This window comes from Dyadobacter sp. CY345 (assembly GCF_021502725.1).
GTDB lineage: Bacteria > Bacteroidota > Bacteroidia > Cytophagales > Spirosomataceae > Dyadobacter.
On record NZ_JAKFFS010000003.1, the window covers coordinates 118,664 to 139,367 of the forward strand.

A 20,704-nucleotide genomic window follows, 5' to 3' on the forward strand; every position below is an offset into this window, starting at 1 on the left:
TTCGGTCATTCTCTCACTCTATCATTCAAAATTCTTCATGAGCCTGATATCCATTTGGTTTGATTTTGTGGATTTAATTTTTCCGCGTTGCTGTGCGGCTTGTGATAAAGGATTGATCGGCAATGAAAATGTCATTTGTACCGCATGCCGGATTGCACTTCCTCGCGCAAGTCAGGATAGTATTTTCTCTGAAACAATCGGACAAAAGTTTTTAGACCGTCATGAAGTATCGGAAACGCATGCCTTCCTTTTATTTACAAAAAAGGGCAAGGTTCAAAAGCTTTTGCATGCCTTGAAATATAAGGGACAGCCTGAGGTCGGTGTGGAATTGGGTTATATGTTTGGACAGGAAATGTTAGAAAATAATATGCTGCCCGATGCTGATTTAATTATCAGTGTGCCGCTCCATAAAAGAAAATTGAAGAGCCGCGGCTACAACCAAAGTGATAAACTGGCAGAGGGATTTTCAAAAGCATCAACTATTCCATGGTCAGGCGATGTGCTTTTGCGGGCGAAGTATACCGAAACTCAGACAGGAAAAACAAGAAATGAACGATGGGAAAATGTACGTGGTGTTTTTGTTGTAAAAGGAGATGTTAAAGGTAAAAAGGTAATTATTATGGATGACGTACTGACCACAGGCGCGACGATTGAAGCTTGTATCGAGGTTTTACTGGATGCCGGCTGTACCGAGTTTATAGTCCTGACCATTGCCTCTACTCAGCATTAAATTATCTTGTATGTATCAAAAAAGAGCCGTCGCCAAACAGGCAACGGCTCTTTTCATATTTAAACAAAAATATATTTCTTATTTGTGGCTACCTGTAGCAATCATTGCGCAACGGAAACCAACTGATGCAGTAGCAGAATCCTGATCCATGTAACGACGCGTTCCAGGAGATAACCAGTATGCTACGTCAGACCATGATCCACCTTTGTATACACGAAGGTTATCATTGATTAACGAATTGCTGTTTTTAGCATCGTAATTTTTTGCTTCATCCTGATATCCATCACGACGGAATGCATTCAAATCATTTACGTCATTGTTGGAAAGCGGACGGTAAACGTCATATACCCATTCGCTAACGTTTCCAGCCATATCGTAAAGACCATTATCATTTGCTGGATACGAACGAATCTCTTGTGTAATAATCGCACCATCATTCGATTTACCTGCAATACCTGCATAATCCCCAGGTCCGCGTTTGAAGTTTGCAAGCATAGTTCCCTGCTTACGACCACGTGGCTGACGCATTGTTGAGCCATCCCATGGATAGATACGCTGGTTTGACTGATTCTCATCAGCATATTGCGTACCGATCATCGCGATGGCAGCATATTCAAATTCTGCTTCGGTTGGAAGACGGTACGGAGGCATTACATAACCACTTTCAATAGTAAGTTTTGCAGGTTCCGCAGAAGCAACTGACTCAGCTTCGGCAGCAGCGGCAGCTTTCTTCTTTTTCCCAATCGAAAATCCTTTTTTAGGCTGACCTGCTTTTGTACCAGCAGCATTATTGCTTATGCTGACAGCAGCCGTTCTCCACGCACAGTAATCATTTGCCTGAACCCATGAAACCCCTACAACAGGATATAAACGGAAACCAGGGTGACGAAGATACATCGTTACGTATGAATCATTAAAGGATAATTCATTGTACCAAACAGCGGTATCAGGTAAAGCTTTACTGTAAAATTCTTCAGATGAATCCTTTTGAATAGCATTTAAATATTCAAGGTAATGAACGTTGGCAACTTCCGTCTGGTCCATATAGAACGACTGGATACTTACCGTACGTTTCGGATTATCGCGTCTGTTCATAACATCTTCTTCCAAAGATCCCATGGTGAAACGCCCTCCTTCAATATAAACCAAGTCAGGACCAGCAGGCAATGCTTTGTATTGTTTCACCTGATATCCATCCTTGCCATTATACGCCAGGCCTGTTTTTGAACTTTCTTTTCCAGGCTTTAAGCTCGTTGGCCTTTTTTTCTTACTACACGAAGTAGCCGCTAATAACACAATCAGTATCAACGCGATCGATCGGATACCCATCTTATGCATGCAAATCATTGCTTTAAAGTGACTTAGAGTGTTTGGTATTTAATAGTATGCGAAACTGCAAATGTATGAAATCAATCGAACTTATTTGCTATAAATCCATTATTGACACATTTCCACTAAAATCTTATGCGCCTGGTCAATACTTTGCACATTTTCATAGATCAGCATCAGTTTCCCTTTCTGGTCTTTCAATGAGCTTTGTCTTGGATGCATTTTGATATAATCGATAACCTTCCCAAATCTTGGCGACTGAAAAAACTCATCGTTCTGCGAAGTAACGAAGTATCCTTTCAATGTATTGCTTTTCAATGTCAATTTTTCAAAATACAACCCTTCTGCTTCCCAACGCAACCGGACTGTTTTCAGCAAATCCTCCACTTCTTTTGGCAACGGCCCGAAACGGTCAAGGATTTCTTTTTCAAAACCAATCAGTTCCTCATTTGTCTTCATATCATCAAGACGCGTATACAACGAAAGTCTTTCCGAAATATTTTTAACGTAAGTTTCTGGAATCAAGGTTGCAAAATCTGTCTCAATCTGGCAATCCGGCAATAGTTTTTTAGGAAGACCAAGTGCGTTTGAGAACAAATCTTTAAACTCATTATTTTTCAACTCAGCAACCGCTTCATCCAGCATTTTGTGATACAACTCATAACCCAGATCATTTACAAAACCACTTTGTTCAGCACCCAATAAATTTCCTGCCCCACGAATATCAAGATCGCGCATCGCCACCTTGAAACCATCTCCAAGTTCCGAGAATTCCTCCAAAGTTTGCAAACGTTTTCTGGAATCACTGGCTAAGGTAGACGCATTTGGTGTTAAAAGGTAACAGAATGCTTTTCTGTTGGAACGCCCTACCCGGCCACGCATCTGATGCAGATCCGAAAGTCCGAACATGTGCGCAGAGTTAATAATGATCGTATTGGCATTGGCAATATCAATTCCGGATTCAATAATATTAGTTGAAACCAAAATATCGTATTCTCCTTCAATAAAATCTACCATTACCTTTTCAAGCTTGTCGCCATCCATCTGTCCATGCGCCACACCGATTCTTACTTCCGGAACCAGACGCATAATAATGTTGGCAATCGACTCAATATCATTCACACGATTATGCACAAAGAAAACCTGTCCGCCGCGCTGCACTTCAAAACTGATGGCATCGCGAATAAATTCTTCACTGAATGAATGAACTTCCGTCGTTACCGGCTGGCGGTTTGGCGGTGGTGTGGCAATAACCGAAAGATCACGTGCACCCATTAATGAGAAATGAAGCGTTCTTGGAATCGGCGTAGCTGTTAACGTCAAAACATCCACATTCACGCGCATTTCTTTCAAACGGTCTTTTGCTTTTACACCAAATTTCTGTTCCTCATCTACAATCAAAAGACCCAAATCTTTAAACTGCACATCTTTATTCAAAATGCGGTGCGTCCCGATCAGGATATCAATTTTGCCTTCGGCTGCTTCTTTCAGCGTGTCTTTAATTTGTTTTGTCGATTTAAATCGGTTGATATAACCGACTTTTGCCGGAAAATCAGACAAACGTTCACTGAAAGTTTTAAAATGCTGCATTGCCAAAATCGTCGTTGGTACCAACACAGCCACTTGTTTGCTATCACAAACCGCCTTAAAAGCAGCCCGGATTGCCACTTCCGTTTTTCCAAAACCAACATCACCACAAACGAGACGATCCATCGGATGGCCTTTTTCCATATCATCTTTGACACTGGAAATAGCCGTTGCCTGATCCGGCGTATCCTCATAAATAAATGACGATTCCAATTCGGCCTGCATATAATTGTCGGGAGAAAACTGGAAACCAGGTGCCTGGCGACGTTTTGCATAAAGCGCAATCAGCTCGTGGGCAATATCTTTAAGTTGTTTTTTAACTCTTGATTTTTTCGCTTCCCATTCTCCCGAACCCAATTTGCTCATCGCTGGCGGCGTGCCTTCCTTGCCGGTATATTTAGCAATTTTATGCAGGTTATGCACACTTACATATAGCAAATCATTGTCTCGGTAAATCAGACGGATTGCTTCCTGCTCTTTTCCATTCACATCTTTCCGCTCCATACCGGCAAAACGGCCGATACCATAATCCACGTGCGTAACAAAATCGCCCGGATGAAGCGATTTCAGTTCTTTCAGCGTAATCGCTTTCGACTTGCTGAATTTCTCTTTTAAACGATATTTATGAAAACGGGCAAAAATCTGGTGATCGGTGTAACAGGCAATTTTCAGATTTTCATCAATAAAACCTTCCCGGAGTGAAATGTTCGGTATTGGCTGAAATTTCACAAAGGGATCAAGATCTTCAAAAATCCTTTCCAAACGGTCCAGCTGTTTCGGCTGTTCTGCAACAATGATATTGACAAAACCTTTGGATTGATTTTCAGAAAGATCGTCGAGCAAACGCTTAAAGTCCTTGTTAAAAGAGGGTTGCGGTTTGGAGGAATAGGGGAGTTTGTTTTCAGTTTTAAAATAAAATCTCCGTCCGAATTCTACGGTTTTGAATTTCTTGACCTGATTTAAAAAACCACGTCTTGTTTCAAACAAATCGGCCGGATTCGAAACGATCTGAACGCCTCCGCTGGTGACTTCCTGCAAGGCTTTTTCTGCTCTTTCGAAACAATTTTCAATTACTTCGAGTGTCAATTCTGCGTCTTTAAACCATAACACAGCACTCTCGTCGAGGAAATCCATGAAAGATTCTCTCGTCTCATGAACCAGTTTTTGCTGGATATCAGGAACAATATTAATTTGTTTTGCCGATTCAATCGAAAGCTGGGTATCGGGATCAAAAGATCGGATACTTTCCACTTCATCTCCAAAAAGTTCGATACGGAACGGATGTTCGCTGGCAAATGAGAAAACATCCAGGATACCTCCACGCACAGAAAATTGTCCGGCTTCGAAAACAAAGTCGGTAATTTCAAACCCATAACTGGTCAGGAATTCTGTCAGAAATGACGGATCCAGCTTCTCGCCTACTTTCACAGAAAAAGTGTTGGCAATCAACGATCTTTTGTTGATTACTTTTTCAAATAGTGCTTCGGGATATGTTACAATTTGAAAAGGTCCTGGCTTGGCAACGTTCAGTTTGTTCAGGATTTCTCCGCGCATCAGAACATTGGCATTATCCACTTCTTCGTAATGATACGGGCGTTTGTAGGACGTTGGATAGTATAAAACCTCCGTTTTGCCCAACAAATTCTGCAAGTCATTTTGAAAATATGCCGCCTCTTCCCGATCGCTCAAAATATATAAAGCCGGACTTTTCTTTTTTTTCTGAATGGCCGCAGCAATTACCGCATCCAGACTCCCGACTAATCCTTTGATCTGGATATGTGCGGCATCTTCTTTTTTCGAGGCAATTTGTGATATGAACAGATCGAGATAACTGTCACCTCCGTATAGCGTCAATAAATCTTTTACTTCCAAAAGTATATCTTAATTATTAGAGGAAATTCCCCGGTTTTATAAACTATATCAAACACAAAAAGCCGTTCCAGGGATTTTCCCGGTCGGCTTAAATGATAACAACAGTTTTTCTACTTTTGTTGATACCATTGATTACTTTACAAAAATAACTGGTAAATAAATAGCATGTGTAATGAATGTGTTAATTTGATAAAATGATCGACTGGCTCAATCAATCCATAACTTTCGCAGGTATAACCACAACGATTCTTGAAATACTCGGTTTTCTGACAGGCGCAATTTGTGTTTATCTCAATACCCGTCAAAATGTATTGGGTTGGTTTTTCGGTATCATCAATGCCGTACTTTATGTGATCGTGTTCTGGCAGGTTAAGTTATATGCAGATATGGGCTTGCAGGGTTATTATTTTTTCACCAGTATTTATGGCTGGTGGATGTGGTTATATGGTGGGAAAAGCCACGATGGGATTTCGGTGAGTAACACACCAACCCGACTTTATGTAATTTTCGCAGTTATTTTTATTGTCGGAACATTATCCTGGGGTTTTCTTCTGGGCCGCTTCACAAATGCCAGCCTGACCTACGCAGATTCTGCGTTAACCATTGCAAGTCTGATCGGACAATGGATGATGGTCCGGAAATATATTCAAAACTGGATTGTCTGGATTGTCGCTGACGCCTGTTATACCGTCATGTATTTTTATAAAGATCTGCACCTCACCGCTATTTTATATGCCGTTTTTCTGGCATTAGCAGCCATGGGTTATGTGCAATGGAAAAGAGATTTGAAGAAATTGTCAGGCTCAAATGCTTAACAATCACCAAAAGGAATTTCCTGTTCTTCCAGAATGGTCCGGATTCTTGGTGAATCTTCAAAAACAATTCGCAGCTCTTTTTTAGCAACATCTTCCTCCTCGTCCATCCATTTCCAGTCTTCCGCTGTTGCGTCGAAAATGTCAATAAGTGCGAGAATTTTGTCGTCCGTTTTTTCTTTCGAAAGCCAGTCAGCAGAATTTGTGATATAAATAACAACCTTTTCCTCTGCGATCCATTCAAGATCGTTCAGCATTTCATCCAGCGCATCCAGATTTTTACCGGAATAATCTGGGAAATTCAGTGCCTGACCAATCTGTTCGTGAAAATCCTTTATTGAAGTTGCTTTCTGGCCGTCAACCGTGCCGATAAACGCGCCCAAAAACGACTTACGAAGGTCAAATCCTTTTTTTGCAAGAAGAAAATGTGTGTTTTTCATAAAATATAACACTGATCAATCAGCTGTAAAATTAAATAGTCAGGCAAAGATAAGTACCTGCAATGAAAAGTTTTTATTCGATTTCGATAAATGAATTATAATGGTCCCGCGTATACCAGGCATGCTCATTTTCACTTGTCACCAGACGTTCCGCACCGCGGTTTTTCCCGTTCTTTTTGGGGTTGACATCCCATTCCCTATACTTCATCGGTTTCCCGGATTCATCTTTCAAAGGCAAATGTTTTTCATAATTCCCAAATTTCCGGCCTCCCTGATAGCCTTCCGGTGCCCGGCCGGTTTCTCTCACATAAGCCAGTACTTTGTAGACCTTTTGTGGAATATCATTTCGCTGACTTTTCTGAAGATCTTCCCTGGCCGCTTTCCCGGACCTTTTTAAAGTCCCTTGCGTTTTTTCAGTCTTTTGCTGCGTTTGGGAAATATCCTGGTTGGTGTTTCCAGAACAGGCCACAGCAAACAAAGTTGCCACGGCAAACAGTGTTCTTTTTAGAAAATTCACAAAAGTCAGAGAGAAATTCTTTGTAGGCATGTTAAAATAAGTAACAGTAAAATCAGGAAATTGAACATAAAAGAACCTCATTGTCTGAACAATGAGGTTCACGGAAAGTTATTTTTTTATTAATTCAGTGAGAACATCGGCAATCTTAGGGCCACAACATTATTAAACATAAGTTTGCAGATAGTCGGGTCCATGTAATCGATCAGCGGAAATTCTGACACAAGCGACATTACTTCAAACTCACTTTCCGCTCTTACCACGCACCAGAGTTTCATTCGATCTTCTGATAAAGCATACGACATAAGCCGCCCCTGCTCCATCATTTCATTGATTTTCTTTCTCTGCGCCGGTATTTTTTCTGTGTATTCCTCCGTCATAACAGCCGGAAGTTGGATTTCAACCATATATTGACTCATGAGCGAAAGAGGTTAGTTACGTAAAAAGTCCAATTTATATTCTACTCTTATAAAAGGATATGCGTAAGGTAATAGTTCCTGTGGCATATTCCTGGCCACGGATTTAAGATTTTTATAAGGTATGAATTGAAACCCTTGAACTTAGGTAAGTTAAAAAAAGTTTTTAATAATTAAATATCCGTTCCAACCCTTTGACAAATAATAGTGTCAATTAATTATTGAGCAAGCGTTTGGGTTGACCGATTAATAACAGATGGCGGATATTTAAGAATAAAAGCAGCTTCTTATTGTTTACAGTAGGAGAAAAAACAAAATAAATAAACCGGAAGTAGCACCCCTTGAGCTTCGGATGACTTTTAACGAACAGGAATTGGTGATTGGCTGTCAACAGCGCAACCGCGTCGCCCAGAAACAGCTATATGATGTTTTCGGGGGGAAGCTGTTTGCTATATGCCTGCGTTACACCAAAAACCGCACAGATGCGGAAGATGTTTTACAAGATGCGTTTATAAAAATTTATGAAAATATAGTTACGTTCCGAAACGACAGCCCGGTTGAGTATTGGCTTCGGTCGATTGTAGTGAATACGGCATTAAATCATTTGAGACAGCAGAAACATCTGAAGCAGCTGGACGACATTGATGGACATGAAAACGTGTTGGCGGGAAAGGAATTAGTCCTGGCGGATTTTCAGTGGCAGCAGCTGATGGAGTTTATTAAAGAACTGCCCATTGGTTGCCAGACTATTTTTAATCTATACGCCATTGAAGGTTACCAGCATAATGAAATAGCCCAGAAATTAGGTATATCCGAAGGAACCTCGAAATCGCAATACTCGCGGGCTCGTACGCTTCTTCAGGAAAAATTGAACAAAGAAACAAGATTTGATGATGGATCCGTCCGAAAAAAATAGCTTTGAAGAGCAATGGAAGAAGGCGTTTCAGGAAGCTTCTGAAACACCTCCTCTCTCTGCCTGGGAAGGCATAGAGGCTCGCCTTGACAAAGAGGAGAGAAAAGTGGTGCCGCTGTGGTGGCAGACACCACGGCTTTGGTATGCAGCCGCATCCGTAGCCGCATTATTAATGGTTGGTATAGGTTTGTGGAATGGCTCGTTCAATTCAGAGGAGAAAAAAGATGAGCAGCTGGCAGCCGGTAAATCAGAATTAGTCAGCCCAAATGCAGATACCAACACGAGCTCAAAAAATTCAGTAGAAGGTGAATCCGCGAAACAGAAAGAGGCGATTGAAGTTCCTTCGATCCAGCCGGAAACTGGTATTGCGCAAGTAGAATCTGATCGACGGAGGAAAAATAATGCTGACAATAATGCATTAAAGAAGCGGAATGAGTCTCTGGCTTCGGCAGATACGCAAAAACAAGCGGACGAAGATCAGGCTGCGGTTTCCTCTGTTGACAATAAAGTGGCAGCTCGTAAGCAGGAAAATAATACTGTTTCAGCCGATGCTATAACAGGCAATAATGATGTATTCAATGCGGATAAGTTTGCCGCTGCGCAAAGCAATAATGTTGCAGCTGCGCCTTTAAATCCTGCAAATCTTGATGCTGCAAGTCGCATTGTAGCTGAGGCACTTACTCCGATCGGATATAAAGATCTGGATGTTTATGTTCAGAAAAGGTATGTATTTTTCAAAGCTGATGCAACTACGGAAAAACCAGTTGAAAAGGCACCCAAAAACCGTGAGTATTATGCTGCTGTTGGTTTGATGCCTGCTACTTTCAATCCGGATGTTAAGGTTACTTCGGCCCCTGCTGCTTTTGCCAGTGCCAATGCGTCGAGACAATCGCTGAGTGGAAATAGCCATGCAGGAACTTCTTATGCTGTTCAAACCCAGGGTGGTAAGCGACTTTCCAAACATTGGTCTGTGGAAACCGGCGTCAGTTATCTGCAGGGAAATTCGACTTATGAGGGCGGCGGTTATTTGCTGGATGCGGCCACAAGCCGTTCACAAAATGTTTTGCAAAGCGCATTGATGGATAAATCGGGACAGAATACTGGCGGTAACACGCCCACTTCAAGTCCTCCTGCGAATTCGCTTTACATTGATGTGACAAAGGATGTCCGTAATGATTATAGGTATCTTCAGGTGCCGGTGCAGGCAGGATATACTTTGAACCCGGACAAGAAATTCAGTTATTCTGTACTTGGCGGGATGATGGCTAATTTCTTCATGAATAATGAAATTGAATCAGCTTCTGGTACCGTGATTACTACCACTGCGAGCGACGATGTGTACCGCAGCCTGAACTGGGCCGCGACAACGGGGCTTCGTTTTAATTACAGGTTATCATCTCAATGGAAAGCAACGTTAACGGGATCATACCAAAAGTCGATTACGTCAGGATTTAAGAGCAACGAAACATTGGAATCTCGCCCCTACCTCTATGGAGTTTCCTGGGGTGTTAGATATTCTTTTTAAAAAAACATGATCTTGGTTCCAACCATTTCAACCGTGAAAGACTCATAGTAACAGAAGCACATACTAGCAGTCTATCAGGTGCATGTTATACGCACATTTTATTTATTAGCCATGAATAAAATTCTTAAAATCAGCAAGTTGTTCATTGTATCCGTGGGCCTGATGGCGTTCGGATGCAATGATGACAACGTTGACTCCCGACCAGATCCGGTTCGTGCGGTGGTTATTCCTGAGAGAATTTCAACTGGAACCAACGATTTTGCCTTCGATTTTTTCAAAAACTTACAGCAGGTTGAGAATTCTGACAAAAATTTATTTGTCTCGCCACTAAGTCTTCATATCGCTTTGGGAATGCTGCTGAACGGAGCGGAAAATGAAACAGCTTCTGAAATTTTGAAAACGCTGAAAATGGAAGGCGTTTCGCAGGCAGATTTAAATAACGCTTACAAGACATTATTAAATGATATGCCGGCAGCGGATTCAAAAGTCACGCTGGGCCTGGCAAATTCGGTTTGGTACCGGAATACAGTTCAGGTAGAAACTGATTTCAAAAATGTTTTGAATCAATCCTTTAACGCAGAAATTACCGGGCTGGAATTTAATAAGGCTGCATTAGATAAGATCAACCAGTGGGCCAGTGATAAGACTAATGGAAAGATCAAGAAAGTCTTAGACCAGATCGATCCTAATGATGTGATGTATTTATTAAATGCACTTTATTTTAAAGGGGACTGGGCAGCAAAATTTGATTTAAAAAATACTCAGGACAAGGCATTTCATCTTCAAAGCGGAACAGATAAGAACGTAAAGATGATGTATAACAATGGAGACTTTGTCGCCCTGGCTTCGGATAAGTATTCAGCTGCCAAACTTCCGAATGGTAATGGCCAGTTTGAAATGACCATTTTATTGCCTCAGGCAGGAACTTCAATAAATGATGTTTTAAATTCTTTTACAACGGCGGAATGGACAAAGATCCGGTCAGCTTCAGGAACCAGAAAAGTTAATATCGGCTTGCCGCGATTTTCACTGGATTATTCGATTCAGCTGAATAAAACATTGGCTGGAATGGGAATTAACAAAGCGCTTACAAATCTGGCGGAATTTGGAAAAATTAGTAAATCAAATAAAACGCTGGTAAGCTTTGTAAAGCAAGATACTTACCTGGGCATTGATGAAAGTGGAACTGAAGCTGCGGCAGTAACGACGATTGGTATGATTGCTACCAACGTTGGACCAGCTGAACCTCTTCAAATCATCTGTGACCGCCCATTTGGAATAATAATCAGTGAAAAAACATCAAATACAATTCTTTTTATGGGAAGGATAATGAATCCGGAAAGTAAATAGGCAATTTGGCTTTCGGCACTCGGCTGTCAGCTTTCAAATGGTAAGAAATTGCGACTTGGTTATGTGAAAGTCGATCGCCGACGGCCGAAGTGATATTTAAGAAAACAAACGTTGGTGTCAATCGACGTTTTCGGGGTGCGTTATCGTCCGTTGGCATTGCTTACGGACGATTTTGTTTTGAACGGAGACATATTATTTCATTAAATTGTATATCATTTAATGAAGAAATAGTTTGATATAATTTCAAAAATTAAATCCTCAACGTTATGAAAAATCTGTTACTTTCTTCTATGATTTTATTGAGTTTCTGTGCCTTTTCGTCTTGTACGGATAAATGTACAGAGACAAGAATTGTTAAAAAAAAAGTTGCCATATTACACCCGATTGCCAATTTGAGAATTAGTGTCAGAGCATTGCCAGCGAGGCAATTATCCAATCCGGGAAAGATCTACGTTAAGGATAATTGCCTTTATATCAATGAAATAAAAGAAGGAATCCATGTTATTGACAATAGCGATCCTTCAAACCCGAAGCAGTTATCATTTATTAATATTCCCGGAAATGGCGATATCGCGATTCGTGGGAACATTCTCTATGCGGATAGCTATTCGGACCTGGTTTCGATAGATGTGCGTGATCCGGGGAATGCTTATGAGGTGGGGAGAAGAAAAAATGTATTCAGTTACGGACAGTTTAATGGCGAACCGTGGTCGGTACAAAAGATGCCGGATGGGCAGGATGCGTTGTTTCTTCAGGAATATACAACAGATTTTGTTACAGAAACCGTTGAAACTAGCTGTGAAGATGTCAGAGAGCCTGTAGATCCAGATATTACAATGGAGCTAAATACAGGTAACACATCCGGCAAAGCAGGATCAATGTCGCGTTTTGCTTTATATGACAAATATCTGTACATCGTTGGAAATTGGCATCTTAATTTATTTGATATCAGCAATCCTGCCCAGCCTGTTGATTTCTCCACTGTTATCATTGGAATGAACATTGAGACAATATTTCCTTATAAAGACAAATTGTTTCTGGGAACCACAACCGGAATGGTTATTTTAGATAATTCGGATCCCTCCGCTCCAAAGCAAGTGTCGGTTTATGTACATGGAACAGCTTGCGATCCGGTTGTTGTTCAGGATGATACGGCTTATGTGACCTTGCGTTCCGGAAATTTTTGTCGAAATAACCTCGATCAGCTTGATGTTATAAATATCGCTGATGCTTCAAAGCCGGAACTGGTAAAAACATACCCCATGGAAAACCCGCATGGACTAAGCATTGATCAGTCGACTTTGTACTTATGCGAGGGTGACAAAGGTTTCAAGGTATTTGATGTAAAAGACAAAATGGCGATTGATAAGCATTTGTTATCTTTCAAGAAGGATATGGGGGCATACGATGTAATATCAATGGGAACGACGGTAATGGTCGTTGGCAAGAACGGCCTTTATCAATTTGATGCCAGCGATCCTAAAAATTTGAAAGAACTAAGCCGAATCCTGGTAACGAAATCTGAGCTTTATGAGCTATTCCATTCATTTTCAGACAAATTTGTTGAAAAAGGTTACAACCTTTTTAAGATACGCGGTGTCTTAGGATAAAACTGAGAAAAAATATAAACTCAGATCACCTAACGAAAAACGCATCGATCATGAAAACAAAATTACTTCCACTGATTATCGTCGTCTTTTCTTTTGGATTATTTTCCTGTAATGACCAATGTAAAGAGACACGCGTAACGCGCAGGCTTACTCCCTTTACCCGATCACTTGCGGAGATCCGAAGCAGTGTGAAAGCAGAATCAAAACGGGAATTGATCCGGCCGGGTAAAATTTATACCAAGGGTAATTATCTGTTTATCAATGAAATAAAAGAAGGTATTCACGTAATTGATAACAGTGACCCATCCAATCCAAAATTTATTTCCTTTATCAATATTCCTGGCAATGGGGATATCGCTGTTCGTAATAATATTCTGTATGCAGACAGCTATTCTGATCTTGTTTCACTGGACATTACAGATCCTGCCAATGCAAAGGAAGTGGGACGGGTGCAAAATGTGTTTCAGTTTGGACAATTTGATGGTGTAGGCTGGTCTTTAATGGGACAGAATAGTTCTACCGGAATGATCTCGATTCAGGATTTTACAGTTGATTTTGTAACGGAAACTGTTACGACAAGCTGTGAGGAAAATGTTTCGCCTATGCTATCATCGTGGCTTGACTCTGGGTTCTTGTCATCTGCTTCATTCAATTCTGCCGGATCTGCTTCTTCTGCTCAGCCTAATGGGCAGGCGGGATCTATGGCGCGTTTTGCCTTGTATGACAAATTCTTATATACCGTTCAGCAAAACAGGCTGCACTTATTTAATATTTCAAATCCGGCGCAGCCTACCGACTTCACGACGGTTAACACAAATTTCAGTATCGAAACCATTTTCCCCTATCAGAACAAACTCTTTCTTGGAACAACAACTGGTATGATCATTTTCGATAATTCCGACCCTGCTGCTCCAACGCAGATTTCAGTATTCCAGCATGGCCGGGCTTGCGATCCGGTGGTTGTACACAACGACATCGCGTATGTAACGCTGCGAACGGGAACGGCTTGCCAGGGAATCCAAAATCAATTGGATTTGGTGGATGTCAGTAACCCCAGCAACCCCAAATTGATCAAAACCTACCAAATGGAAAACCCGCATGGTTTGAGTATCGATTTCCCGACTTTGTATTTATGTGAAGGTGACAAAGGTTTGAAAGTTTTTGACGTGACTGATAAGATGGAAATTGATAAACACATGATCTCTCATTTTCAAGATATTGATGCTTATGATGTTATTTCCCTTGGCAAGACATTGATGCTGATCGGCAAGGATGGGTTTTATCAGTTCGATGTAACAGATCCGAGAAATATCCGTGAACTGAGTAAAATCCCGGTGAATAAGGCCATTCCATAAGTGTTGTGACCTATTAAGCTATTTACTCATCTCCAAAACACATAAGCACGATGAAAATTCTATTTTCTCTATTCATATCAATAATGGTTTTAGGCTCTGTCAACGCTCAGGACGTAGTGGTTAAAAATAGGTTTGTTAACCACACGGAATTCGGTGGATTGTTTGGCCGGGTCAAGTATTCAAGCGGCTCTCAGCAAAATACGGTCGAAAGCAGAACCAGCCTGACACTTCAGACTTTTAACGGCATACAAGTGAGCAGAAAACTTGGTGCAGGAATAATACTTGGCGCTGACTGGTATAAAAGTGCGCTGATAAATCCTGTGGCAGCCGGAATCCGCTATGACCTTTCAGGCCGACCCAATGCCCGTTTCTTTGTCATTGCTGATGCTGGTTATGGTTTTACTTGGCTTCATCAGGATTCAGATGGATATAAAACTAAGGGCGGCTGGATGGTAAACCCCGGTATCGGGCTGCGAATTGGAAATGTAAGTACATCATCTTTCACGCTTTCACTCACCTATAAGAGACAGGAAGTTTCTGCTGAAAAGCCATTGCTCTGGAATCAGATCGAACGTGATGAAGAACGTGTTTATAACCGGATCGCAGCCAGGATTGGGATAAGTTTTTAATGAAATCGTCATGAGAAAGTTAGCCTCAATAGTATTGATGATCATTTTTTTATGGCTTTCAGTGTCTGGCTGTAAAAAAGAAAGTTGCTGCAATCCGGAAAATCAGGATTTGGAAGGAACTTGGCAATTGGAAGGATATCGGGATCTTAAAACTAATATGCTGAAAGAAATTCCCGCTAACGATGGCAGAAATGTAGTTTATACATTTCAGGACGACGGTCAGGAAGGAATGATATCGGGTAAGACTTATTCAAATACTGTTGGAGGTTCTTATGAAATTTTGGGAGGTTCAAAATTGATGGTTACCAATTTCGGCGGATCAAAAGTTGGGGAACCGGAGTGGAGCGGAAAAGCATGGCTCCGGTATGGCGAATATCGTTACGAAATCCGTGACAATTGGTTATCTATTTATCAGGAAACAGATTCAGAAAAGATGATTTTCAGGAAAAAGTAAATGTTTCGGTGTAAGGTTTTTTTGATGAATGCTTATCAAAAACCTCGACATTTTTTACAAACATCTCATTTCCGCGGTGGTACCAATGTCTGAATTTCTGTGACTGGTCAATGTGATGGGGAAGATAATCCAGCAATACTGACAAGTTGAAGGTTTTAGAAGTAACCCCTGCGCCGGAGATCACACCATCCAGTGCGTTACATTCCTGCTCATAATGATTAGGAACGGGCACCATCATCACAGGTTTTCCGAGATACATCGCCTCACAAACGGATTCAAAACCAGCCGTGGTAACCAGTGCCCGGCAGCTTGCCAGTTTTGTTAAATATTTCTGGCTGTTGATGCGGTGGAAGCTCAGCGTGCTGTCGTGAATTAACTCATCCGGAGCGTCGGCTTTGTCCCAAAAACAATGCAAACGTATCTCCGGATGAGTGCGGTGCCATGAAATAATCTGCTCGCTAAGGCTGTGATGCGTCATGTACACCAGGAAGAAATCATCGGTGACAGGATGAAGATCCTGAATTTCCTGTCTTAAAAGCGGTGGGACAACAATCAGTTTTTCATCAGGCCTGGATTCCATTTCCCGGAACGACAAAGCGAGCCTTTGACTTGCTTTCCAGGAAGCAGCTTTGGAATTGAGGTTGATGAGCGCACGGTTGAGCCGGCTGTCTTTGGGAGAAGTGAAATCCGGATGAAGGATCAAATATTGATGAGCGACACAAACCATCGGTATTTTATTACCAAAAACGATATTGTAAAGTCCGCTGTATGTTTCGTAAAAACTGATAATGAGATCCGGCTGAATTCCTCGGATTGTTTTGTGTATATAGTGTAAGCTTTTGACGTAGGTCGGCAGGTTTGTCACCAGACTTAAAAGCGTCTTTTTGGTGTTCATACCTCCGCCATTGTAAACAATGCTGGGCGCGTTAAAATAATAAACCTGAGCTTTGATTTGTTCAGTGAAAAAGGAAGGAATTTCTCGTCCAACGGCACTGCCTACCATCACACCAGAAATTTCATGACCGGCATTTCGTAAAATCTGCCCCATTGAAATTGCCTGTGTAAGATGCCCGCGACCTTCTCCCTGTACCAAAAACAATATTCTCATATAGCTAGATAATCTGTCTTTTATCCTGACCCAGGATCATGCCTGTAAAAGCAACTTGCTTATCCACTGTCGGGAAATTTTCAATAACTTTTTTTTGAGGCGTTTTCTGTTCCCCTGCTTTTTCCTGGAAATCCTGTTGATTATAGTATACCAGATTCCAGTTTCCGTCGAAATCTTCAACCAGAGCGCTTAAAGTTTCAACCCAGTCGCCTGAATTCATATAGCTGATCCCATCAATTTCCCGTATTGCAGGATGATGGATATGTCCGCAAATGACACCGTCGCAATCACGTGAACGCGCCAGTTCTGTCAGTTTTTCTTCAAAATCCGACATATAATTCACCGCCATTTTAACGGACTGTTTTATTTTCTGAGATAATGAAAAGTATGGTAATCCTCTCCATTCACGGTATTTGTTGTAAAATTTATTGATCCAAAGCAAAAAGGTATAGCCGATATCGCCCAGGTAAGCGAGCCATTTAAGATTCGTCGTAATTGAGTCAAAAACATCACCATGCGTGACATAAAACCGCTTGCTGCCGGAATTAAGGATATAATCTTTTCTGATCTGGAAATGTTTTCCCAAACGCAACGGAATAATCTGATCCAGGAAATCGTCATGATTCCCGCGTATGTAGATTACCTTGGTTTTATTTTCCTCAATCATTTTAAGGACACGTTTGAAAAACATGGTATGTTTCCGTTTCCAGACACCATATTTTTTCAACTGCCAGGCATCAATAATATCACCATTTAAAATAAGCTTTTTACAAGAATAGCTTTTTAGAAAATTGGTAACTTCTTCTGCCTTCGAGCCACCCGCTCCGAGGTGTAAGTCAGAAATAATAATCGTTCGAAAATGAGTTGTTTCTCCCATGTTACAAATATTCTCATTTCGTGTTACCTGGATATTACTAACAGGTTATCAGTAAGTTAAGATTGCTTGTAAAACTAGTACGACGAAGCATTTTTAATTTATTCATTATAAAACACTAAGTATAATTAAGGTAAATAAGAGATTCTTTATATTTGGGAACAGTAAACTCACCCGACGCATGAAAAAAATTTTATTAATCCTGTTACTTATTGGTTATCAGGCTATAAGCCAGAATATTTACCAGCCGCACGAGGTAGAAACCCAGGCAATTCCGAAAGGAGGAGTCACGATATTGAATCAGTTTCTTCAATCCAATATTCAGATTCCCTTAAAATCTTCGATCAAAGGAATTAATGCAAAAGTATTCGTCAAAGGAGTTGTCGAAACGGACGGATCGATAACGGGGCTGAGTATAGTAAGAGGAATTGATTCCTTATGCAATCAGGAAGCGATTCGCGTGCTGGGGTTGTATAAGGCATGGCATCCGGCCGTTTTAAAAGATCAAAAAGTCAGACAAGCTGTTGTATATCAAGTGGCTTTTGTCAGTGAAGCGAGGGAAAACTTTGATACGACTTTAGGGAGTTATGTCAACTACTACGACGCCAAATATCAGCCAACAAAAATCACTAAGGATTACAAATACAGGAGTGTTATGCCAGTCGATGAGCAGGGTTATCTGAAAAGTGATATTTCTTATGAAGGTCTGGAATGGGGAAAGTGGAGACAAATTAATGCTATTCCGTTTAAGCGGAAAGAATTATGGTATAAAGTAAGTGAGGAGCCCGGCGTGGATTCGGTTCAGGCATATCAATTATCAGCCGAGGACAATCATGAGAGCAATTATGCACCGTTTGTAACTTTTCAAAAAGATGGGAAATTGCTCGCTTACAGGCAAAACGGCATATCGGGTAAACCGCAGCTTACCAAAGAATACTTCCTCAGTGGAATGTTGAAAAATGTTGAAACTTTTGAGGACAGCACCAGTACGCGTGTCACCTGGTATGGCAACGGGCAGATAAGCAATGTCCTCAACATGCATATAAACAAAGAGCGTTATGAAGAAAATAAGGTAATTGGTGCATGGGAAGCCAATGGAAAACAAACGGTCAAAGACGGAAACGGCTGGTGGACTTATACCAGTTACGCAGACGATAAATTAGTATTAGAATCGGGTGCCATACATTCCGGATCACAAGACGGGAAGTGGGTTGGCAAATTTAAAGATAGTACCGTTTATTATATTGAAGAATATGAGAAGGGAAAACTGAAAGAAGGAACGCGCTTCGTAAACGGAGAAAAAATCAGTTATAAAAACAAGATAATCCAGCCAAAATTTCACGGTGGAACGAGCGCATTTTATCAATTTCTGGGACAAAATATCAAATATCCGTCGGATGCTGCCCGAAAGGGAGTTTCCGGTAAAGTGCTGCTTTCTTTTACGGTTTGCGAAGACGGAAGCCTTTGTGATTATAATGTAGAAAAAAGCGTAACGAAAGATATTGATGAAGAAGCGCTAAGAGTTGTTAAAAAAATGAGCGGGAAATGGGAACCGGGAGAAATGCGCGGGCAAAAAGTAAAGGTCAAGTATAATTTGCCGGTTAATTTTCAATTGCAGTAGTCCGGGGAATTTATTTTTGAATTTAATCTGATTTACACACCTAGCCGCTTACGATGAAAAAATTAATTTTAGCCTTGGCTCTGTTAAGTTTTCCGGCGCTTAGCCAACAGATTTTCCAGGTTCACGAAGTAGAAAAGCCTGCTGAACCCGCGGGAGGTGCGGCGTTTCTAAATCAGTTTATTGCGGCCAATATTCAGATTCCTATCAAATCAGCGGCCAGGGGAATGAACGCAAAGGTTTTTGTGAAAGGAGTTGTTGAACCCGACGGAAGTATGTCCGGACTTGAAATTGCGAGATCTGTTGACAAATCAAGTGATGCAGAGGCGATTCGCCTTTTATCATTATACAAGGCCTGGAAACCGGCTTTGATTAAAGATAAGGCGGTAAGACAAACGACCATTTTTCCGGTATCATTCAGAACCAGCGCGATTCCGGAATTTGACAGTACTGAAAATGCAATCATTGAGTATTTTGACAAGAACAACGTTCTGACCAGCGATCCAAAAAAGTTTAAGTTTAGAAATATTATTCCTGTGGATAACCGCGGTTTTGTCCGGGATAATATTTTGTATGAGGAATTTCGGCTTGATAAATGGAAAACGGTAAAAACAATTCCTTTTGAAAAGAAGGAAATTTGGGCTCATGTATCAGGCACCGCTACGCCGGATTCTGTCAAGGCTTTTCGTATTTCAGCCAAAATGGATGATTATGAAAGTGCGTATGAAGAAGTGATTGTGCAGCAGGATGGAAAACTGCTCTCGCACAGCACTTATCCGGGTAGCGGACTGCCGCCCTCAACAGGAAAGTTTTATTTTCTGAGCGGGATGTTAAGGGAAAATCATACAGATGTTAACGGCACTATTAAAGTAACAGACTGGTTTGATAATGGGCAGGTTCACAGCATAACTGAAATTGTGAATGAAAAAGGAAAGAGTATCAAAGATGTATGGGAACGTGATGGGAAGCAGACCGTAATAGATGGAAATGGTTGGGGGAAAATCAATGGCAATTCATACAATAGAAATGCCACTTTTGAGGAGGGGAAAGTGATTAACGGAGATAAATCCGGCCGATGGACGAGCAAACTGGCAGACAGTACTTTAATTTTTGAAGAATTTTATGAAGCTGGAAAATTAATAAAAGGAATTCGGTCGGATAAAACAGAATATACAGCGGAAGATGATAAGCCGGCACAATTTAAAGGAGGACCTTCAAAAATGTATCAGTTCCTGGGGGCAAACATTCAGTATCCCTATGAGGCCTCGCGACGTAGAATCACGGGAAGAGTTGTAATTTCCTTTACTGTTTTGGAAGATGGAACTTTAACAGATTATAAAATTGAAAAGAATGTAGAGAAAAGCCTGGACGAGGAAGCTTTAAGAGTTGTGAAAAAATCGAGCGGATTGTGGGAGCCGGGAATTCTGAAAGGGCAAAAAGTAAAAATCCGATATACACTACCAATAAATTTCAATTCAAATTAAGGTATTTTACCGTTTATCCAATCCCAAAGCCAGTCAAAAGCTTTGGGATTTTTTTATCCCTTTTTATGAAAATATTATATATGC

18 protein-coding genes are annotated in these 20,704 nt (G+C 41.0%); 11 read left to right on the forward strand and 7 right to left on the reverse strand.

Annotation, left to right across the window (positions count from 1 at the left end; translation table 11 throughout):
• The first annotated feature begins 37 nt into the window (after window positions 1-37).
• Window positions 38-730, forward strand: a complete 693-nt coding sequence (locus tag L0657_RS14315; RefSeq protein ID WP_235151487.1) for a ComF family protein — start codon at window positions 38-40, stop codon at window positions 728-730.
• Between the two features lie 78 nt (window positions 731-808).
• Here the strand turns inward: L0657_RS14315 and gldJ are convergent, their stop codons facing one another.
• Window positions 809-2,068 carry a gliding motility lipoprotein GldJ gene (gene gldJ, locus L0657_RS14320; protein WP_235151488.1) on the reverse strand — a complete coding sequence of 420 codons (1,260 nt, stop codon included), beginning with the start codon at window positions 2,066-2,068 and terminating at the stop codon, window positions 809-811.
• 99 nt (window positions 2,069-2,167) lie between these two features.
• A complete protein-coding gene (gene mfd, locus L0657_RS14325) occupies window positions 2,168-5,518 on the reverse strand; it encodes a transcription-repair coupling factor (RefSeq protein WP_235151489.1) in 3,351 nt (1,116 codons plus the stop codon).
• Between the two features lie 194 nt (window positions 5,519-5,712).
• Between mfd and pnuC the strand changes: the two genes are divergently transcribed.
• Window positions 5,713-6,333 (forward strand): nicotinamide riboside transporter PnuC, encoded by a 621-nt coding sequence (pnuC, locus tag L0657_RS14330; RefSeq protein ID WP_235151490.1) that lies wholly within the window; start codon window positions 5,713-5,715, stop codon window positions 6,331-6,333.
• On the opposite strand, the gene L0657_RS14335 is transcribed toward pnuC, so the two are convergent.
• From L0657_RS14335 to L0657_RS14345, 3 genes are all read right to left on the reverse strand, one after another.
• Window positions 6,330-6,770 (reverse strand): barstar family protein, encoded by a 441-nt coding sequence (locus tag L0657_RS14335; protein ID WP_235151491.1) that lies wholly within the window; start codon window positions 6,768-6,770, stop codon window positions 6,330-6,332. The genes pnuC and L0657_RS14335 overlap by 4 nt on opposite strands.
• A gap of 73 nt (window positions 6,771-6,843) precedes the next feature.
• The gene (locus tag L0657_RS14340) at window positions 6,844-7,317 is read right to left on the reverse strand and encodes a ribonuclease domain-containing protein (RefSeq protein WP_235151492.1); all 474 of its coding nucleotides are present in this window, start codon (window positions 7,315-7,317) and stop codon (window positions 6,844-6,846) included.
• An 89-nt stretch (window positions 7,318-7,406) separates the two neighbouring features.
• A complete protein-coding gene (locus L0657_RS14345; RefSeq protein ID WP_090340560.1) occupies window positions 7,407-7,703 on the reverse strand; it encodes a muconolactone Delta-isomerase family protein in 297 nt (98 codons plus the stop codon).
• A gap of 349 nt (window positions 7,704-8,052) precedes the next feature.
• Here L0657_RS14345 and L0657_RS14350 point away from each other — a divergent pair, with 349 nt between their 5' ends.
• The 7 genes from L0657_RS14350 (at window position 8,053) to L0657_RS14380 (ending at window position 15,536) form a co-directional block, all read left to right on the forward strand.
• On the forward strand, window positions 8,053-8,616 hold the full coding sequence (locus tag L0657_RS14350) for an RNA polymerase sigma factor (protein WP_235151493.1): 564 nt from the start codon (window positions 8,053-8,055) through the stop codon (window positions 8,614-8,616).
• A complete protein-coding gene (locus tag L0657_RS14355) occupies window positions 8,591-10,138 on the forward strand; it encodes an outer membrane beta-barrel protein (RefSeq protein WP_235151494.1) in 1,548 nt (515 codons plus the stop codon). Before L0657_RS14350 ends, L0657_RS14355 begins: the two co-directional genes overlap by 26 nt.
• Before the next feature lie 111 nt (window positions 10,139-10,249).
• Window positions 10,250-11,488, forward strand: coding sequence for a serpin family protein (locus L0657_RS14360; protein WP_235151495.1), 1,239 nt, complete (start codon window positions 10,250-10,252; stop codon window positions 11,486-11,488).
• Window positions 11,489-11,754: 266 nt separating this feature from the next.
• Window positions 11,755-13,098, forward strand: coding sequence for an LVIVD repeat-containing protein (locus tag L0657_RS14365; RefSeq protein ID WP_235151496.1), 1,344 nt, complete (start codon window positions 11,755-11,757; stop codon window positions 13,096-13,098).
• Window positions 13,099-13,148: 50 nt separating this feature from the next.
• Window positions 13,149-14,453: an LVIVD repeat-containing protein gene (locus L0657_RS14370; RefSeq protein ID WP_235151497.1), complete on the forward strand. Its 1,305-nt coding sequence runs from the start codon at window positions 13,149-13,151 to the stop codon at window positions 14,451-14,453.
• A 50-nt stretch (window positions 14,454-14,503) separates the two neighbouring features.
• The gene (locus L0657_RS14375; protein ID WP_235151498.1) at window positions 14,504-15,082 is read left to right on the forward strand and encodes a hypothetical protein; all 579 of its coding nucleotides are present in this window, start codon (window positions 14,504-14,506) and stop codon (window positions 15,080-15,082) included.
• A 10-nt stretch (window positions 15,083-15,092) separates the two neighbouring features.
• The gene (locus tag L0657_RS14380) at window positions 15,093-15,536 is read left to right on the forward strand and encodes a lipocalin-like domain-containing protein (RefSeq protein ID WP_235151499.1); all 444 of its coding nucleotides are present in this window, start codon (window positions 15,093-15,095) and stop codon (window positions 15,534-15,536) included.
• Here the strand turns inward: L0657_RS14380 and L0657_RS14385 are convergent.
• The gene (locus L0657_RS14385) at window positions 15,523-16,644 is read right to left on the reverse strand and encodes a glycosyltransferase family protein (RefSeq protein WP_235151500.1); all 1,122 of its coding nucleotides are present in this window, start codon (window positions 16,642-16,644) and stop codon (window positions 15,523-15,525) included. The two genes, L0657_RS14380 and L0657_RS14385, sit on opposite strands and share 14 nt — an antisense overlap.
• 4 nt (window positions 16,645-16,648) lie before the next feature.
• Window positions 16,649-17,521: a UDP-2,3-diacylglucosamine diphosphatase gene (locus L0657_RS14390; protein ID WP_235151501.1), complete on the reverse strand. Its 873-nt coding sequence runs from the start codon at window positions 17,519-17,521 to the stop codon at window positions 16,649-16,651.
• 178 nt (window positions 17,522-17,699) lie between these two features.
• Here L0657_RS14390 and L0657_RS14395 point away from each other — a divergent pair, with 178 nt between their 5' ends.
• Window positions 17,700-19,139, forward strand: coding sequence for an energy transducer TonB (locus L0657_RS14395; protein ID WP_235151502.1), 1,440 nt, complete (start codon window positions 17,700-17,702; stop codon window positions 19,137-19,139).
• Window positions 19,140-19,192: 53 nt separating this feature from the next.
• A complete protein-coding gene (locus L0657_RS14400) occupies window positions 19,193-20,620 on the forward strand; it encodes an energy transducer TonB (RefSeq protein ID WP_235151503.1) in 1,428 nt (475 codons plus the stop codon).
• Window positions 20,621-20,704: the final 84 nt, after the last annotated feature.

Excerpts from the sequence above, each read along its gene's own strand:
- L0657_RS14380 (WP_235151499.1), top strand. The coding sequence starts at position 15,093 with ATGAGAAAGTTAGCCTCAATAGTATTGATGATCATTTTTTTATGGCTT.
- pnuC (WP_235151490.1), top strand. The coding sequence starts at position 5,713 with ATGATCGACTGGCTCAATCAATCCATAACTTTCGCAGGTATAACCACA.
- L0657_RS14375 (WP_235151498.1), top strand. The coding sequence starts at position 14,504 with ATGAAAATTCTATTTTCTCTATTCATATCAATAATGGTTTTAGGCTCT.
- L0657_RS14355 (WP_235151494.1), top strand. The coding sequence starts at position 8,591 with ATGATGGATCCGTCCGAAAAAAATAGCTTTGAAGAGCAATGGAAGAAG.
- L0657_RS14390 (WP_235151501.1), bottom strand. The coding sequence starts at position 17,521 with ATGGGAGAAACAACTCATTTTCGAACGATTATTATTTCTGACTTACAC.
- gldJ (WP_235151488.1), bottom strand. The coding sequence starts at position 2,068 with ATGCATAAGATGGGTATCCGATCGATCGCGTTGATACTGATTGTGTTA.
- L0657_RS14385 (WP_235151500.1), bottom strand. The coding sequence starts at position 16,644 with ATGAGAATATTGTTTTTGGTACAGGGAGAAGGTCGCGGGCATCTTACA.
- L0657_RS14370 (WP_235151497.1), top strand. The coding sequence starts at position 13,149 with ATGAAAACAAAATTACTTCCACTGATTATCGTCGTCTTTTCTTTTGGA.
- L0657_RS14350 (WP_235151493.1), top strand. The coding sequence starts at position 8,053 with ATGACTTTTAACGAACAGGAATTGGTGATTGGCTGTCAACAGCGCAAC.
- L0657_RS14400 (WP_235151503.1), top strand. The coding sequence starts at position 19,193 with ATGAAAAAATTAATTTTAGCCTTGGCTCTGTTAAGTTTTCCGGCGCTT.
- L0657_RS14365 (WP_235151496.1), top strand. The coding sequence starts at position 11,755 with ATGAAAAATCTGTTACTTTCTTCTATGATTTTATTGAGTTTCTGTGCC.
- L0657_RS14395 (WP_235151502.1), top strand. The coding sequence starts at position 17,700 with ATGAAAAAAATTTTATTAATCCTGTTACTTATTGGTTATCAGGCTATA.
- L0657_RS14340 (WP_235151492.1), bottom strand. The coding sequence starts at position 7,317 with ATGCCTACAAAGAATTTCTCTCTGACTTTTGTGAATTTTCTAAAAAGA.
- L0657_RS14345 (WP_090340560.1), bottom strand. The coding sequence starts at position 7,703 with ATGAGTCAATATATGGTTGAAATCCAACTTCCGGCTGTTATGACGGAG.
- L0657_RS14315 (WP_235151487.1), top strand. The coding sequence starts at position 38 with ATGAGCCTGATATCCATTTGGTTTGATTTTGTGGATTTAATTTTTCCG.
- L0657_RS14360 (WP_235151495.1), top strand. The coding sequence starts at position 10,250 with ATGAATAAAATTCTTAAAATCAGCAAGTTGTTCATTGTATCCGTGGGC.
- L0657_RS14335 (WP_235151491.1), bottom strand. The coding sequence starts at position 6,770 with ATGAAAAACACACATTTTCTTCTTGCAAAAAAAGGATTTGACCTTCGT.